The organism is Aequorivita sp. CRS11 (genome assembly GCF_059693805.1).
The window spans coordinates 96,940-113,631 of sequence record NZ_JCATIG010000003.1 but is presented as its reverse complement, the minus strand read 5'-3'; the positions used below and the strand labels follow the sequence as shown (position 1 = coordinate 113,631).

11 protein-coding genes and 1 tRNA gene are annotated in these 16,692 nt (G+C 38.2%); 4 read left to right on the top strand and 8 right to left on the bottom strand.

The annotated features are described in order from the left end of the window. Positions 1 to 198 precede the first annotated feature (198 nt). The 6 genes from AC58DT_RS06500 to AC58DT_RS06475 form a co-directional block, all read right to left on the bottom strand. Positions 199 to 516 carry a hypothetical protein gene (locus AC58DT_RS06500; RefSeq protein WP_497216058.1) on the bottom strand — a complete coding sequence of 106 codons (318 nt, stop codon included), beginning with the start codon at positions 514 to 516 and terminating at the stop codon, positions 199 to 201. A gap of 117 nt (positions 517 to 633) precedes the next feature. Continuing rightward, entirely contained in the window at positions 634 to 1,311 is a 678-nt protein-coding gene (locus AC58DT_RS06495) for a LytR/AlgR family response regulator transcription factor (RefSeq protein ID WP_497216057.1), read from the bottom strand. 29 nt (positions 1,312 to 1,340) lie between these two features. Further along, positions 1,341 to 3,293 carry a tetratricopeptide repeat-containing sensor histidine kinase gene (locus tag AC58DT_RS06490; RefSeq protein ID WP_497216056.1) on the bottom strand — a complete coding sequence of 651 codons (1,953 nt, stop codon included), beginning with the start codon at positions 3,291 to 3,293 and terminating at the stop codon, positions 1,341 to 1,343. A 63-nt stretch (positions 3,294 to 3,356) separates the two neighbouring features. Further along, complete coding sequence (locus tag AC58DT_RS06485) at positions 3,357 to 4,670, bottom strand: sugar MFS transporter (RefSeq protein WP_497216055.1); 1,314 nt, start codon at positions 4,668 to 4,670, stop codon at positions 3,357 to 3,359. Between the two features lie 18 nt (positions 4,671 to 4,688). Next, positions 4,689 to 5,687: a glycosylasparaginase gene (locus AC58DT_RS06480; protein WP_497216054.1), complete on the bottom strand. Its 999-nt coding sequence runs from the start codon at positions 5,685 to 5,687 to the stop codon at positions 4,689 to 4,691. Between the two features lie 112 nt (positions 5,688 to 5,799). Next, positions 5,800 to 8,733 (bottom strand): GH92 family glycosyl hydrolase, encoded by a 2,934-nt coding sequence (locus AC58DT_RS06475; RefSeq protein ID WP_497216053.1) that lies wholly within the window; start codon positions 8,731 to 8,733, stop codon positions 5,800 to 5,802. A 101-nt stretch (positions 8,734 to 8,834) separates the two neighbouring features. Here AC58DT_RS06475 and AC58DT_RS06470 point away from each other — a divergent pair, with 101 nt between their 5' ends. The 3 genes from AC58DT_RS06470 (at position 8,835) to AC58DT_RS06460 (ending at position 12,127) form a co-directional block, all read left to right on the top strand. Beyond that, the gene (locus AC58DT_RS06470; protein ID WP_497216051.1) at positions 8,835 to 10,061 is read left to right on the top strand and encodes a metallophosphoesterase; all 1,227 of its coding nucleotides are present in this window, start codon (positions 8,835 to 8,837) and stop codon (positions 10,059 to 10,061) included. Positions 10,062 to 10,116: 55 nt separating this feature from the next. After that, positions 10,117 to 10,413, top strand: a complete 297-nt coding sequence (locus AC58DT_RS06465) for a thioredoxin family protein (RefSeq protein WP_497216050.1) — start codon at positions 10,117 to 10,119, stop codon at positions 10,411 to 10,413. 229 nt (positions 10,414 to 10,642) lie between these two features. Then, the gene (locus AC58DT_RS06460; RefSeq protein WP_497216048.1) at positions 10,643 to 12,127 is read left to right on the top strand and encodes a phage tail-like protein; all 1,485 of its coding nucleotides are present in this window, start codon (positions 10,643 to 10,645) and stop codon (positions 12,125 to 12,127) included. Between the two features lie 290 nt (positions 12,128 to 12,417). Here AC58DT_RS06460 and AC58DT_RS06455 read toward each other — a convergent pair whose 3' ends face one another. After that, on the bottom strand, positions 12,418 to 13,026 hold the full coding sequence (locus tag AC58DT_RS06455; RefSeq protein ID WP_497216047.1) for a polysaccharide deacetylase family protein: 609 nt from the start codon (positions 13,024 to 13,026) through the stop codon (positions 12,418 to 12,420). A 27-nt stretch (positions 13,027 to 13,053) separates the two neighbouring features. After that, complete coding sequence (locus tag AC58DT_RS06450; protein ID WP_497216045.1) at positions 13,054 to 16,377, bottom strand: protein O-mannosyl-transferase family; 3,324 nt, start codon at positions 16,375 to 16,377, stop codon at positions 13,054 to 13,056. A gap of 193 nt (positions 16,378 to 16,570) precedes the next feature. Between AC58DT_RS06450 and AC58DT_RS06445 the strand changes: the two genes are divergently transcribed. Next, a tRNA-Gln gene (locus AC58DT_RS06445) sits at positions 16,571 to 16,643 on the top strand. Positions 16,644 to 16,692: the final 49 nt, after the last annotated feature.

Below are 16,692 nucleotides of genomic sequence, written 5' to 3'. Positions count from 1 at the left end.
TGAAATCAATTTGATCAGGATTGATTCCGAAACAAAACTAATAGCTAACTATTACCATATCCTTAATTCAGTATTATCAAAAAAGTTTTTTTAAAAGAAAGCCGCACCTCACAGCGGCTTTCTTTTTTTTAACAACTGAAAAACTCAATTGTGAATAGTTTATAATGTTGTTTATATAGTTTAATTTATTTATCATTTTCAATTATATTCAAATAATACAACAGCCATAAGCCCTAGGCACAGGCCCGCTATTTCTTTATGCGAAAGTGCTTCACTGTAAACAAACCAATTAACCAGGGAAAGCAGCACTACGTTGAATATTAAAAACAATACCGAAGCAATTACTATGTTTTTAAATGTAAAACTGTAGGCCAAAAAGCTCAGGCCCACTACGTAAAAAAGCATTCCTCCGGCAAAATAGATTTTACTGTTGTTGATTACCCAGTTTATCATCAACAAATCGCCAAATGTATCAAACAGCGCCCCAATGGTAATGTAAAGTATTGCATTATTCATCTTAAAAATTTTAATTTGAAATGTTATGGGGATCTAAAACAGTTCGAATTTAGATTGTTATTAAGACAATCCTTAAGATTTTTTAGTGAATGGGCTGTTTTTTTTAGTGAAGTATTATTATGATTGTTGCAGCAATTGCCTAAGCTGGTTTTTTTGCGAATTACTAACCGGAATTTCTACATTGTTTATTAGCAGAGAATCTGTCTTTAAAGATTCAATTTTAAGAAGATTAACCAAATAGGACCGATGTGTTTTTGTAAATTTTTCTGAATTTAATTGGGAGGCAAGAAACTTTAGGGTTTTTGGAACCAAATATTCCCTTTCTGAAGTTATTACATAACAATAATTGTCAAATGCCTTTAAATAAAGTATTTGTGACTGTCTGATTTTATAAAGTTCATTGTTAGTTGAAAAGGAAAGATATTCTTCGTCGTTTTTATAATTGTTCCAAGCAATTTCAATATTGCTCCTTAGACCATTTTCGGTAAATGGTTTAACGATATAGCCCAGCGGCCGTGTTTCCTTAACTCTTTTAATGGTATGTGGATCAGTTTGTGAAGTTAGGTATAGGTAGGGAATTTCTAGTCTGTCCAATTTTTCTGCGAGATTAACACCATCTTTTTCGCCGTCCAGCTGAATGTCAACCAGTACTAGATCTGGACTCTTTTGAATTATTTCACTCAAAGCTTCCTCAAAATTGTCAGCATTGCCACAAATTCCATAACCGTGCTTTTTTAAAGCGGTTTCTATGGTAAAGGAAATTAATGGATCGTCTTCTACTATGTAGATATTCAATTGGCCCACAAGGTTTTTTCTTAAAGATACTAAAGTATTTCAAACTTTTTGATGTTTAAAACCACTTCGGTTCCGTTATTTTCTGAAGACTTGTAATTCAAGGTGGCCCTTAATTTTTTCGCAAGCGTGTTCATCAGTTTTATTCCAAAGGAAGTTTCCTTTATTTCGCCATTACACCCTTTTCCGTTATCGATAACTTTTAAAACCAGGGTGTCATCTTTCTTTTTAAAATTAATGGAAAGCAAACTTTCCGAAGTAATATCCTCAAAAGCATGTTTTAGCACGTTTATTATCAATTCGTTCAGAATAAGCCCGATGGGAGTTATGGTTTCAATACTAAGCACTATGGGTTCAATATTTAGCACATACGGTAATTTTTCTTTTTTGAATTGGTGTGTTTCAAAAATGTCTTTAGTCAGGGCCTCCAAATATTCCTTGCTGTCAATGCCCACTAATTGGTCTTTGTTGTAAAGCCTTTGATGTATCAAAACCATGGATCGAACCCTGTTCTGTGCTTCGCGAAGGGCAATCTGCGCTTCTTTATCCACCATGTTTTCAGATTGCAGATAGAGCAATGACGAAACTATTTGAAAGCTGTTTTTAACACGATGGTGTGTTTCTTTTAAAAGCACATTTTTTTCATCTATGGTTGCTTCCAGTAGTTTCTTCTGTTTGGCAAGGGACAAATTCTTCTTTCTGTTTTTATAAAAGAAAAACCCTAAAAATGCAGCAAACAAAAAGCCGATAATTGAAAGGATAGAATACAACCTGCTCTCTTTTTCGCGAGCAATAATCTCTGCGTTCTTTAGCGCTGAGGTTTTATTGAACTCAAACTCCATTTCCTGTTGGGTCTGCTTCTTTATGTTTTTTTCGTTAAAAATAGTTTCCCTTGCATCCACATACAACTCATAATTTGCAATAGCTTCTTTATAATTGTCTGTTGCCTTATATGCGCTATACAAACATTCACACGCTTTTGAAAAAACCTGGAGATTTTCTGTTGAAGAAGTAATTTCTTTTGCTTTTTCGCAGTCTGCAATCGCCAGATTGTATTTTTCCTGCTTCAAAAAATGATCGCCTCTATAGGCTAGGGATTCAGCAAGCTTTCCGCTTATGTTGCTACTTTCGTAAAATGAAATTGCGGTGTTTAGGTATGGTAAGCCTTCCTCAAAATTATTTAGATTTGTATAGGCTATACCAATATTCAAATCTGAATTTACAAGCAATAATGGCGGTGATTTGCCTTTTTCCTTTAATTTCTTACCTTCAAGAAAAGCCTCTAAGGCCTTTTCATATTTTTCGGTATTTAAGTACAGATCTCCTTTGTTTGTCATAAAAACGCCTGCGGCAATAAAAGAGCTGTCGCGCAATGCTGCTCTGTAACCCTTGTCGTAATAATAGGTTGCTTTTTCATATTCCTCCATTTGGTTATAAAAATTAGCAATGCTATTGTCTAGGGCCAGGCGTTCTTTTTTGTAGATTATTTTTTCGTCACCTACCAAACTTGTAGTATCCACTTTATCAAGAAATTCCTGTGATTTTAAGGTAAGTGAAAGTGCTTTGGGCATATCTCCTTTTAGTACGTAAACACCTCCTTCAGTATTTAAAATGGAAGATCTTAAAAATGGTAATTCCTCATCACTTATAAAGTCTTTTGACTTTTTAATGTAAAAGAGCGAAGAGTCTAAGTTTGTATTGTAATAGTAATAGTTAGAGTAGTAATAGTATGTAGTAGCAAGCAACTTAGGGACGTTTGCTTTTTTTGAAATTTCCTCAGATTTTTTAATCAAGGCTAAACTACCCCCTCCGTAACGCAATTTGCTTGTCGCCCTGCTCAAATAAGTTACTTTTTCATCTGCCGTAGGAATTTTTGCAGTAGCTTTTAAAATGGAATCAATAACCGCAGAATTAACTTGCCGCTCATTTTGGGAAATGCAGGCAAAACCAATTATAAATGCTAAAACTGAAAGTGAGGTTTTCAAATTTGTTTGCTAAACTTTTTCTAAAATACATTTTTAATCCCATAAAAGATAACAACTTGTAAATTATAAAATTATAGCTTTCTTTTTGCCTTTCAAAAAACCAAAAAATAAAATATACCCATAACAAGCAATTATTAAAAATAGCGCAAACTTAAACCCAATGTTATCTGTTAAAAATCCGTATGCAGGCGGAATTACAGCTCCGCCAACAATTGCCATACAAAGCAATCCCGAGGCTTGTGGTTTTAAATCACCCAACCCGTCAATCGTTAAAGCAAAAATGGTCGGGAACATTATTGAATTGAACAGCCCAACCGCCAAAATAGACCACATGGATACCAAGCCATAGGTGTGCATGGAGATAAGCAACATGAGAACAGCCAGTCCCGCAAAAATAGAAAGGACTTTTGTGGGTTTCATTATTCGGGTAAGGTAAGCGCCCACAAATCTTCCCACCATCGCGCCGCTCCAATAGAAAACCACAAAAGCACCCACAATGGCTTTATTGTCAATTTTTCCTAAATCGGTATTTAAAAGATTTTCGGCAAGGTATTTCATCGTTTCATTTTGAAGGATTATTTCTGAAATATTCATGCTCATAAAATAATTCACCAAATAGCTGCCAATGGCAACTTCGGCACCTACGTATAGAAAAATGCCGAGCGCCCCGAGAATAACGATTTTGTTTTTCAGCAGTTTTCCGTAACCGCCCACGGGGCTTTTTTCCAAAATCTTCGGAAGTTTTATAAAAGCGAACATTAAAGCCAAAAGCCCTATAAATACAGCAATGAAAAGGAAGGGCGTTTGTACTGCGGAAGCTTCGGAAATGTAATAGGAACTTCTGTCAACATCTGTCAAAACCGAAATTTCTTCTGAGGATTTAATTGTATCACTCAACAAAAATGACGCGCCGATCAAGGGTGCGATTGCCGTTCCCAATGAATTGAAGGCTTGTGAAAGATTCAATCGGCTGGAAGCGCCGCCTTCACTTCCCAAGACCGAAACATAAGGATTGGCTGCCACTTGCAGCACGGTTATTCCGCCTGCGAGTGTAAAATATGCAATCAAAAATATCCAAAATACCCTTTCGGAAGCGGCTGGATAAAAGAGCAAGCAACCCACAGCCATAGTGACCAAGCCCACTATTATCCCTTTTTTATACCCAATTCGCGAAAGCAATGCTCCCGCGGGAACTGAAATTACTAAATAAGCCAAAAAGAAAGCAAATTGCACCAGTCCCGCCTGAAAATAACTGAGTTCAAAAACGTCTTTTAATCTTGGAATGAGGCTATCAACCAAAACGGTGATAAACCCCCAAAGGAAAAAAAGTACGGTAACGGTAATAAACGCGGAGCGGAAGGTTTTTTTTGGGGTCATGATTGGTTCTCTATATAATTACTTTTTATCATAAAAATCCGAGGAAAAATTTTCGTTTTTATCGTTTTGATATTTTGTTACCCAAAACCCATCGTGAATGGAATAATAGCCCGTTTCACCCTTTTTGTTCACGGCAATATAACCCACTTGAAAATCCTTATAGTTCGGACTCTTTTTAATAATTCTTCCTATCGCTTCCTCGCAAGCCTGTTGCGGTGTTTTGCCTTGGCGCATTAATTCTACTATTAAAAAACTGCCTACGGTTTTCAAAACTTCCTCGCCCAAACCCGTTGCGGTTGCGCCGCCAATTTCATTGTCGATAAAAAGGCCCGAACCAATTATTGGCGAATCTCCCACGCGTCCGGCCATTTTGTAAGCCAAACCGCTAGTGGTACAACCGCCCGAAATATCGCCGTTTTTGTCAATGGCGAGCATGCCGATGGTATCGTGGTTTTCAATATTTATAATGGGTTTATATTGCGAGGTTTTTTTCCATTCCTCCCAAGCTTTTTTAGAAGCTTCAGTTAGCAGATTTGTTTTTTCAAATCCTTCGGAAATCGCAAATTTTTCCGCGCCCTTTCCGGCCAAAATAACGTGCGGCGTATCTTCCATCACTTTACGTGCAACTGAAATTGGGTGCATAATATGCTGAAGGTAAACCACGGCGCCATAATCACCGTCCTTATTCATAATACAGGCATCCAGCGTAACATTGCCGTCCCGATCTGGCAAGCCACCAATGCCCACTGATTGGCCTTCGGCATTGGCTTCTTCAACCATACAGCCTTTTTCCACGGCGTCGAGGGCAGATTTTCCTTCCTGCAATACACGCCAGGCTTCAGCAGTGCTGTCTTTTACGTTCCAAGTGGCAATTACCATTGGAAAACCGGAAGCTTCATTTGGAGTTTTATTTTCTTCCAAAACTGAAGTTTTTATTTCCGAAGCGAAAACCGATGAGCCTACGGCAATTCCCAAAGTGGAAAGTGAGGCGTTTTGTATAAATTTTCTGCGTTTCATATAATTTTGGTTTCAGGTTTCAGGTTTCAGGTTTCAGGTTTCAGGTTTCAGGTTGAGGACTTTATTTTTAAAATTTAAGTGGTCATGATAGGTGTTTCCCTTTAGTCCTGTTTCATTTAATTTCAATCTCATCCACAAAAAGCCAAGCCTTTCCGCCGTAACCCAAATGCCCTTTTGGTAAATCGCCGAAGTTTTTTGCAATGATTTTTACGAATTGAACATTTTTTTCTATTTCAAATGAAATTGTTTTTATTTCAACTTCTTCGGAAGGGTGTGTGGCATCTATTTTTTGAATTGGCAATTCTGTAAAATCTTTTCCGTTTTCTGAAACTAAGCAGACAACCTCGGTGGGGTAAAAAATCCAACTGCGTTGGTCCCGTAAAAAACTTACCGCAACAGTTTTTACTTCTTTTTCAGAACCTAAATCCACAGTGGCTTTTAAATCTGTATCGTGGTAGCCTTGCCACGTACCAGTTCTAAAATCATTTGCTCCGTGAATGCCGTCAATTAATGCATTCTTTCCGCCGCCGTTGTATTGGTTGGCGTATTGGGTTTCCAAAGTTATGCTGAGGTTGGTGTCTATTTTGTAAAAATGGGTTTTAAGTAAAGTGCTCCGTTTGCCAAGATTTCTAGCAGAAGGCTTCAACGGAAGTTTCTCCGCATAAATTTTTAAAACAGTTTCTTCGGAAATGGTAAAGGGTTGTGTGTATTTTTTAAATTCTGAATCGTTCATTGAATAATAAATATCTGTTTTTGGTGATGAAACGCCCAGCGAAATCTGCGTTTCATTTTTAAAGGCCACTTCTCCTTTTACAATAAATGGAGGGAGGACGATTAAGTTTTCGGTAATTTCAGTTATTGGAATCTCATCATCCTTTGTGGCCCATTTAGAAGGTTTGTCAGTCATTTTAAAAACCAGTTTTCCGCCATCCATAATTTCGGAATGAAAGATAAAACTTCTGTTTAAGGATTTTCCGTTCAGTTTTGCTGAGGAAATATATTTGTTTTCATCGGAAAGGTTTTCAGCAGAAATCTCAAACTTTTTTCCGTCCTCCAAATTGATAATTGCCTTTTCAAACAAAGGCGTCCCAATAATATATTGATTGTTCGCTGGCGTTACGGGATAAAAGCCCATCGCACTGAAAATGTACCATGCGCTCATCTGTCCACAGTCTTCATTTCCGGAAATTCCATCAGGGGCGTTTTGGTACAATTCATTTAAAATTTGATGTACTTTTTCCTGCGTTTTTGCAGGCTTATTTACGAAATTATAGAGATAGGCCATATGGTGGCTTGGCTCGTTTCCGTGTGCGTATTGCCCAATCAAGCCTGTAATATCAGCTTGTTCGCGACCCGAAGTTTCATTTTTTGCGGTGAAAAGTTTGTCGAGTTGGTTTTCAAAGTCGTCTTTTCCGCCCATTAAATTTATAAGTCCTGAAATGTCCTGCGGGGCATAAAAACTATATTGCCACGAATTGGCTTCAGTGTAATTAAAGTTCACCTCATACGGGTCAAATGGTGCAAACCACGTATTGCGGAAGCGGCCGCGCATAAACTTGGTTTCGGGGTCAAAAACGTTTTTGTAATATTGCGCTCTTTCCGAATAAATTTGGTAATCTTCCATATTTCCCATCGCTTTTGCCATTTGGGCAATCGTCCAATCATCGTAGGCATATTCGAGCGTTTTAGAAACCGATTCACTCTCTTCTTCCACAGGAATAAAACCGAATTCCTTATAGCTTTTCAAACCCAATTTATCCTGCAACGTGCTGTGTTTCATAGCTTCAAAAGCTTTTTCGGCATCAAACCCGCGAATTCCTTTTAAATAAGCATCGGCAATTACGGGCACGGAATGATAGCCAATCATACAGCCCGTGTAATTGGCCGCCAAAGGCCAAATGGGGAGGATTCCGCCTTCGTCGTGTTTTGCCAAAAGTGAGTTTATAAAGTGGTTGGTACGTTCTTTTTCAATAATTGTGTACAGCGGATGCGCGGCGCGATAGGTGTCCCAAAGTGAAAAAACGGTGTAGTTTTCAAAATCGTTGCTTTGGTGAATTTCCAAATCCATTCCGCGGTAACGGCCGTCAACGTCTTGATACAGATTTGGTGCAATCATCGTATGATAAAGCGCTGTGTAAAAAATGGTTCTTTGATTTTCGTTTTGGGTTTCGATTTCGATTTTGCCCAGCTGTTTTTCCCAAGCAGCTTCGGCTTCTTCTTTTATTTGCTGAAATGTTTTGTTACCAATTTCAGCTTCCAGATTTTTCTTGGCACCGGCTTCGTCAACGGCTGAAATACCAACTTTTACAAAGAGTTCATTTCCTTTGGAAGCTTCGAACTCAAAAGCAACTTTTGTGGGATTGTCCCAATTGCCCACGAAGCGGGAATAATATTCTACATTCTTATAAGGCCGGGAAAATTCAATGTTGAAAAAAAGTCGCTGGTCCTTTGCCCAAGCCTCGGAATGGCGGTGCCCAGAAATTTCGGTTTTTGAAAGAGCCTTTATTTCAGAGCTTAAAACCATATCGCGATGCTCGATATCGAGGATTAAAATCTGTTTTGAACCCTTCGGAAAAGTATAGTGATGAATACCGCTGCGTTTGGAAACCGTGAGTTCTACTTCAATATTTGTATCGTCCAAAAACACTTTGTAATAGCCGGGGGAAGCGGTTTCATTTTCGTGTGAAAAGTGTGCGCGATAGCCAGAATTTCCACTGGCGCCATTATTAAAATTCGCAGCATTGGTAGGCATTAAAAGCACATCGCCATAATCGCTGACGCCCGTTCCGCTAAGGTGTGTGTGCGAAAAGCCGTAAATATATTCATCACTGTAATGATAGCCGCTGCAGCCGTCCCAGCCTTCCAAGCGCGTGTCGGGGCTTAACTGCATCATCCCGAAAGGCATGGTGGCGCCGGGATAGGTGTGGCCGTGCCCACCCGTGCCGATAAATGGATTTACAAAAGAAGTCAGTTTTTCAGAAGAAATTTGCTGTGAAAAACAGAAAGCAGAGCATAAAAAAATGAGTAGGGATAGGGTGTTTCGCATTTCAAAAAAATATTTTGAAAAGATACTAAAACCGTTAAAATAAAGTGAAGTTACACCTCAGTTTTTTGAAACGTACTATCTTTAAAAATTCTCTGTACCCTATGCGTTGGTTCATTTTTATCGTCATCTACATTCTGGTTGATATCTATGCCTTTCAGGCTGTAAAAACAATTGCAAAAAGTCCGTGGCTGCACGGGTTTTATGTTTTTATCTCACTGGCGGTTTTGGCTGGACTGATTTATGAACTTTCTTTTTTGGGGTCTGCAAAAATGATGGAGCCTCCAAAAATGTATTTCTTCGGAATTTTTCTGGCTGTCTTTGTTCCAAAATTGATAATAATCGTGTTTATGTTTGGAGAAGACATAGCCCGATTTTTTGTTGGAATATTTATGAAAGTGGCCGGAAGTGATGAGGCGCAATTTATGGCTTCCCGCAGAAAGTTTGTAAGTACCATTGCTTTGGGGATTGCGGCAATTCCCTTTGCCTCGCTGCTTTACGGAATGATTCAGGGAAAGTACAATTACAAGGTGTTGAAATATGCTTTGGAATTTGATGATCTGCCAGATGCATTTGACGGTTTTACACTTACACAAATAAGCGATATCCATAGCGGCAGTTTTGACAATCGAAACAAAATTGAATATGCAGTGGAACTTATTAATAAGCAACAAAGCGACGCGATTCTTTTTACCGGCGATTTGGTAAATAATATTGCCGATGAAATGAACGATTGGAAACAACTGTTTTCAACTTTAAAAGCACCGCAAGGTGTTTTTTCTGTTTTGGGAAATCATGATTATGGTGATTATGTTTCCTGGAAAAGTGCTTCCGAAAAAGCTGAAAACCTTCAGAAATTAAAATCCATTCAAAAAGAAATGGGCTGGAATTTGCTGCTGAATGAAAACCGATATTTTGAAAGGGATGGTCAAAAAATAGCTTTGGTAGGCGTTGAAAATTGGGGCGAAAATGGTTTTAAACAAGCTGGAGATTTGGACAAAGCCCTTGAAGGCATTTCCGACAATGACTTTAAAATCTTGATGAGTCACGACCCATCGCACTGGCAATCAAAGATAAAACGTGATCCGAGACATTTTCATTTAACATTGAGCGGGCACACCCACGGAATGCAGTTTGGGATTGAGATACCCGGAATCATAAAATGGAGCCCGATAAAGTACAGGTATAAAAATTGGGCGGGAATTTATGAGGAATTTGGAAGGTATATAAATGTGAATCGTGGTTTTGGTTTTTTGGGCTATCCGGGCAGGGTGGGCATTTGGCCAGAGATTACGGTAATCCAACTTAAAAAGAAACAGAATACCGTATAATAATCGGGAAATGTTATATTTGTAATACAATTGTTCAACTAACACATTAAGGCAAATGTCAAAATTTGGAGAATTAATTGAAACAAGGGTTCCAGTTCTGTTGGACTTTTATGCGGAATGGGACGAAGCCTGCAAAGAAATGCACCCAGTATTGAGAGACGTTGCCGCGGCACTTGGCGATAAAGCACGTGTTATCAAAATAGACGTTGACAAAAATAAGGAACTTGCCGAAGCTCTTAGAGTTAAAGGCCTTCCCACCCTAATGATCTACAAAAATGGCGAAATGAAATGGCGACAAAGCGGGGAACAGGATGCCAATACACTTATTGGGCTTGTGAACGAATATGTTTAGACGCTCTAAACCCCTCATTTATTTATCAGTACATTACTTTATTTCATAAAAAATTATGGAAAAGAGTGTATTTTTGTAAGTATTCTCTTCTTTCTCCCCTCTTTCCTTTAGTTTATTGAATTTCCTACAATAAATGTTAAAATTTTAAAATTTTATCGTTAAAGTGATTGTAAATTCGGATTAAGTCTTTTAATTTGTCCGAAAAATTTTACTTTATCCCCAGAATGCTATGAAAAAATCCTACAATCCTTCTTCCTTAATTGGAGGAATAGTTTTCCTTTTTCTAATATTTTCCTCAATGTCCAACCAAGCACAGGTAGGCATTGGCACAACGAACCCCAATGCCTCTTCTGCGCTTGATATTTCTTCCACAACCCAAGGTTTGTTATTGCCGCGTATGACAACGGCACAACGTAGTGCACTAAGTGCTACTGCTGCTAATAGTCTAATGGTTTACGATACTGACTTAAAATCGTTTTATTACTTTGATGCAACGGCACTTCCTGCGCCGGGAACTTGGATAAAAATAAATGCGGCTGCCAATCAAAGGGATAATTATAAGTTAGTTAAGTCAGTTGCCGATTTAGCGCCTGAATTGATAGCGGGCGGTGGAAATAACTATAAACTTTCTACGAACACATATTACGAAATTAATGGTCTCATAACTTTAGCTAAACCCATAGATTTAAATAATGCTTATGTTTCGGGATTAGATGCAAATGAAGATATCCTCTCATTTCCAGGAGGGATCGTTTTTCAGGGAAATACGGGCGGAAGCATTAGAAATGTCACTTTAAAAGGAGCAAAAGCTTTCGAGATTACGGGTCCCGGTAAATCATCTCAAACATCCTTGCTTGTTCAAAATACAGTTGTTGCTGGAATGACAACTAATGTTGGAAGTATTTCTGGATTTGGTCTATATTTCGGAAACATTATACAATTCGTATTTAATAAAGATGGAATATCTTATAGTGAAATCGGAAACTTACTTTTAAACAATCAAGCTTGGCTAGATAGCAATGAAGGAACTTTCGAAAAATTTACTGGGAGTTTTGACCTTATTGAAAAGGTGAGTGGTTTTAGTACCGTCAATGGTTCGGATATTGCAATTGATGTGAGCTCAAACCCAACTGTTGGTAGTGGAGTTTTACAAGGGACAGTTTTTTCTGGGACAACTACGGCTCCCTCTGGATATATTAAAAAATATACTACTGGTTCTTACACAGACTATAACTTTACAAATTCTTGGACTGTTAACTGTCCAGGTATTCCGAAAGAAAGTGATGATCTGGCTACAGCAAATTTATATTTTGACACTTCCAGTGTTATTAATGTTACCAATACTAATGCATTTAAGCTTCCCGTGAACACAAAGTCTGTAAGGCTTTTTCGCAGTAAAGTTAGAGCGTCTCCTAATGAAAATAATAGCATACAGTACCAAGGTAATAAAAGTAGGGCAGTAAACATTTTTGCAAACTTTTCATTCACAGCTACCGGAGGTTCTCGTTACAGTTTTTCGATATATAAAAATGGAACAATTGTGGAAGGAACAGAGGCCATTTTTGATGTGCTATCTACAAACCAAAGACAAACAGCATCTGTAATAGGAACCGTAAATGTTATTCCTGGAGATTATATTGAAATATATGTTCAGAAAACAACTGCTGGGAATGAGCAATTCTTGGTGACTTCTTATAATCTCATTATGAATTAATTGTTTTACAAAACTAACCTTTATTCTAACCCAGGAATCTCCAAAACCTTCGGCTAAACCAGCCGAAGGTTTTTTTCAGATTTTAAACTATCGTGAATAATTACAATGTTTCTGGAACATATATTTTTTAAAACAGATTGAAGACATTTTTTTTCAAAAATTTCCTCATATCAACCAGTGACGAATCTCCCATAAGCCATAGATGCCCCCTAAATAGAGTATGAATAGAGTATGAATAGAGTATGAAAAGAGTATGGTATCCTCTATTCTGTCCGCCTACAGAAAATACTTTAAGAACAAGAATCAAACGCCGCGGGAGATAAATTCTTTTCCTTCAAATATTCCAAAACCTTCGGCAAAACAAACCGAAGGTTTTTTTCTGCCTTTAGGCTATCGTGAAACACAACTACGCTTCCGGGCTTTATATTTTTCAACACATTTTGAAGGCATTTTTCTGGGGAAGTGTTGGCGTCATAATCATAGCTGATGATATCCCACATCACAATTTTATAACCTTTTGCTTGAAGAGCTTTGGCTTGTTTTGAAGTGATTTTTCCGTAGGGTGGTCTAAATAATTTTGAGTTGATTACCTTATCAGCTAAAAGCGTATTTGCAATATAAGTTGAGGTATTGGTTTTCCAACCGTTCAAATGGTTGTGAGTATGGTTGCCAACCGCATGACCTTCCGCAATAATTCTTTCAAAAAGCGCTGGATATTTTTTTGCATTTTCGCCTATACAGAAAAAGGTTGCTTTGGCATTATTTTTTTTCAATTCGTCTAACACCCACGGAGTAACTTCGGGAATGGGGCCATCATCAAAAGTGAGAAATATAGCATTTTTTTTTCGTGAAAAAGCCCAGATTCGCTCAGGGTATAACCGCTGTATGAATCTGGGCATTTTTACCAAATTGAACTCCAAAATGTTTTAATTTACGGGCACATCCTCGTTAACCTGATTGGTTGGCTCCAGTTCCATTTCTTCCAGTAGCGGAGAATCCAGTGGAATTTCAATGGTGGAATCTTTTTCAACATCTTTGTCTAAATCCATGGCCTCATCTGGAGAATAGAAGTGGCGGAAGAGCTTTAAATAGTCGTTAAACTCTTTTGCTTCAGCTCTGCCATATTGTTCTTCATCATACACAACCACCAGCTGTACTAGGCCGCGGTAACGCTCCATATCGCTAATTATATCTTCTGCGATGGCACGTTGTTTATTAAATTTCAAACTATTGTAATAAGTTAAATTTTCTTGATATTTTTTGGTAACATCTTCATAGACCTTGCGAGCCTTTTCGGGTTTGTCAAGCTCGTAGTAACCAATAACAAATGGTTCCAAAAGGGAATAATATTCAAAATAATTTATTGGCATCTTCTCCATTGCAAGATCCAGCACCTTTTCGGCTTTTTCGTTCTTATCTTCGTTAATAAGTGCTTCTGCAAGCCGAGCAAGATTGCTTCTATAAGTTATGCCATTTCTTCTGGTCTCGGTATCGTGATAAATGTCCGGGCTGCCGCTATTGCCCCAATCCCAAGACATAACAATATCATACATTTTATCAGTATCAATTCTGCCCATATCAAAAGGACTTCTTTTGTTTAAAGGGGTTTTAATGGGAACTAATTTATAAACCACTCCGTCCAACTGCAGATAATCTTTCATCCACAAATAATCATCATCACCAAAGCTTCCGCCACTGAAATAAATAGGCCGTTCCCAATTATTGTTGGCGATAATGTCCAGCATCATCATTCTGTTTTTATAAATAATATCGCCCTTAAGATTAATGTCTATATATGGAACAATCTTATCGGCATCCTTTTCATCAACTATACCATTTCGTAATACAGCTTCTTTATCTACAGGTATTCGAATAATTTTTGAAGGAAAAGTGTTTACTTGCTGTCCACTAGGAAGTTCCATTTGGGTTGCTGGGCTGTCATTGGCCACAAAATTCATCCACGTTTTAATGTCAATAGTGTCCTGAGTAGTTTGTTGATATATTAAAAAATCGCGTGTTCCCCAACGGTATTTGTTATGCGATAGTTGTGAAGGGATAGGGTCACTGGTAAAGGCCTTTTTCTTCATATCATCAATATACCAATCTGTCTGGAACAGGCTAGTGTTAACGATACGTACATCTTGCCTATAGCCTTCAATGTTTTGTGCGTACCAAAGCGCAAAGGTGTCATTGTCGCCAATGGTAAAGAGAATCGCGTTTTTATCGCAGGAGTCCAAATACATTTTGGCCATACTCTGCGCGGTATATCGGTTACTTCGGTCGTGGTCGTCCCAATTTTGGGTGGCGAGCAAAACTGGTGCGGCCAAAGTAGTAATGGCAAGTACTACAGGCAATGCTATTTTCGGTTTTAAATAATCCTTTGCTAGGTCAAAAAGGGCATAGACGCCATAACCTATCCAAATGGCAAAAACATAGAAGCTTCCTACAAGCGCATAATCACGCTCCCGTGGCTCAAAAGGTCTTTCGTTCAGATAAACTTTAAGTGCCAGTCCTGTGAAGAGAAAGAACACAAGCAATACCCAAAAGCTCTTTTGGTCATTTTTAAAATGAAAAACCAAGCCAATAATTCCTAAAATGAGCGGAAGGAAAAAGTAGGTGTTTCGTGCTTTGTTATCTTTCATGTCACTGGTAAGGCTGTCTTGATTGCCCAAGCGCAATTCGTCAATAAATTTAATTCCACTTATCCAATTGCCATGAAGGTCTGTATATTGGCCCTGCACATCGTCCTGTCTACCGGTGAAATTCCACATAAAATAACGCCAGTACATATAGCCAAACTGAAACTCGAACATAAATTTCATGTTCTGAAAAAAGGACGGTTTTTGAATATCTATATATTGTCCAAAATTTTTCAAGAACTTGTCATAATCGCTTTTGTCAACCAGACCTTGGTTGTAAGCCTGTTTAAACTTATTGACTTCTTCTACTAGTCTAGGTTCGCTTAAATATTCACTTTTTATCGAAAAATCCAATCCTCCCGTAAATTCCATGTAGTTGGCATTGTGTTCTGTACTCCACATACGGGGCATAAAGGCCTTTTGTGAATCCTCGGTATTTTGACCGGCATTTTTGTAATTGTTTACGATGATGTATTTTCCGGTAGCTTCATCCTTTTCGTATTTTGGTTTTTCGTCTTTATAAGGGTTGTCTTCATCAAGTCCAACGTAGGTTTCAGTGAAAAGAGGCCCATAAAAAAGATGGGTTTCTGGGTACTGTTCGCGATTGTAATAGGCCAATAGCTCACGTGCGTTGTTGGGGTTGTTCTCGTTAATTACCGTTCCCGCATTGGCGCGAATGGGCAACATCAACCAACTTGAAAATCCAATAAATATAAAAAGTACGCATAATAAAAGGGTGTTTAGCTGTACAAATCCTTTTTTTCGAGTCAAACGAAGTCCGTAAATGAATAGTACTATAAAAAGAACCGCGGCGAAAATGGTTCCGGAGTTAAACGGAAGCCCAATGCTATTGACAAAGAATAGTTCCGAAGCACTGAAAAATTTCATCGTCATTGGCAATAAAAGCTTGAAGATGAATAAGAGTATGGCTACGGTTACAATATTTGCAATGATGAAGTTTTTTACCGTAACGGTTTTATAATGCTTGAAAAAGTACAAAAATCCGATGGCCGGAATGGTAAGCAATGCCATAAAATGAACTCCAAAGGAAAGTCCGATAATAAAAGCAATTAAAATAACCCAACGGTTACCACGCGGATCAAGCATTTCCCGCTCCCAGCGCAAGGCGGTATAAAACAATACCGACATTAAGAAAGCCGCACTTGCATATACTTCAGCTTCTACGGCATTAAACCAAAAACTATCCGTGAACGCAAAGGCTAATGATCCCACAGCTGCACTACCAAGAATGGCTATTGAGCCAGTTTTTTCGATTTCTTGATGTTTAGAAACCAAATTGGTAAGCAAGATAGTTAGCGACCAAAACATAAATAGTATGGTAAATGCACTGGCAAAAACGGACATTAGGTTTATGGTAAGCGCTATTTGTGAAGCCTCAGCAGCAAAAATTGAGAAAAAGGCACCGAGCAATTGGTAGAGCGGAGCTCCCGGGGGGTGTCCAACCTCTAAATTACTAGCAGTTGTAATATATTCACCTGCATCCCAAAAACTGGCTGTAGGCTCAACGGTTAACCAATACGTAGTCAATGAAATAGCAAAGACAAGCCAACCTGTGATCTTGTTCCATTTTGTAAAGCTGAAAGAACCCATAAGCACTTAAAAAAAATTATGGGACGAATTTACTAATAATATACATAGCCCCAAGTATGTAATTGAGGTAACGTATAATATGATGTGATATTTTTAACGTATAACGGCTTTGAAAAAAGGGAACGCATTTTTTTGCAATAAAATGTTTGCACAACACAAACTTTGTATTAAATTTGCCACCTCATTGTGGAATTGGCCCATGGTGTAACTGGCAACACGTCTGGTTTTGGTCCAGAAGAGTCTAGGTTCGAGCCCTAGTGGGCCAACAAAAGTCTCAATCTTTCTTAGATTGGGACTTTTTTATTTTTACCCAAA

Coding starts and splice junctions, on each gene's coding strand:
- AC58DT_RS06470 (WP_497216051.1), top strand. CDS start 8,835: ATGCGTTGGTTCATTTTTATCGTCATCTACATTCTGGTTGATATCTAT.
- AC58DT_RS06485 (WP_497216055.1), bottom strand. CDS start 4,670: ATGACCCCAAAAAAAACCTTCCGCTCCGCGTTTATTACCGTTACCGTA.
- AC58DT_RS06500 (WP_497216058.1), bottom strand. CDS start 516: ATGAATAATGCAATACTTTACATTACCATTGGGGCGCTGTTTGATACA.
- AC58DT_RS06465 (WP_497216050.1), top strand. CDS start 10,117: ATGTCAAAATTTGGAGAATTAATTGAAACAAGGGTTCCAGTTCTGTTG.
- AC58DT_RS06460 (WP_497216048.1), top strand. CDS start 10,643: ATGAAAAAATCCTACAATCCTTCTTCCTTAATTGGAGGAATAGTTTTC.
- AC58DT_RS06450 (WP_497216045.1), bottom strand. CDS start 16,377: ATGGGTTCTTTCAGCTTTACAAAATGGAACAAGATCACAGGTTGGCTT.
- AC58DT_RS06455 (WP_497216047.1), bottom strand. CDS start 13,026: ATGCCCAGATTCATACAGCGGTTATACCCTGAGCGAATCTGGGCTTTT.
- AC58DT_RS06480 (WP_497216054.1), bottom strand. CDS start 5,687: ATGAAACGCAGAAAATTTATACAAAACGCCTCACTTTCCACTTTGGGA.
- AC58DT_RS06475 (WP_497216053.1), bottom strand. CDS start 8,733: ATGCGAAACACCCTATCCCTACTCATTTTTTTATGCTCTGCTTTCTGT.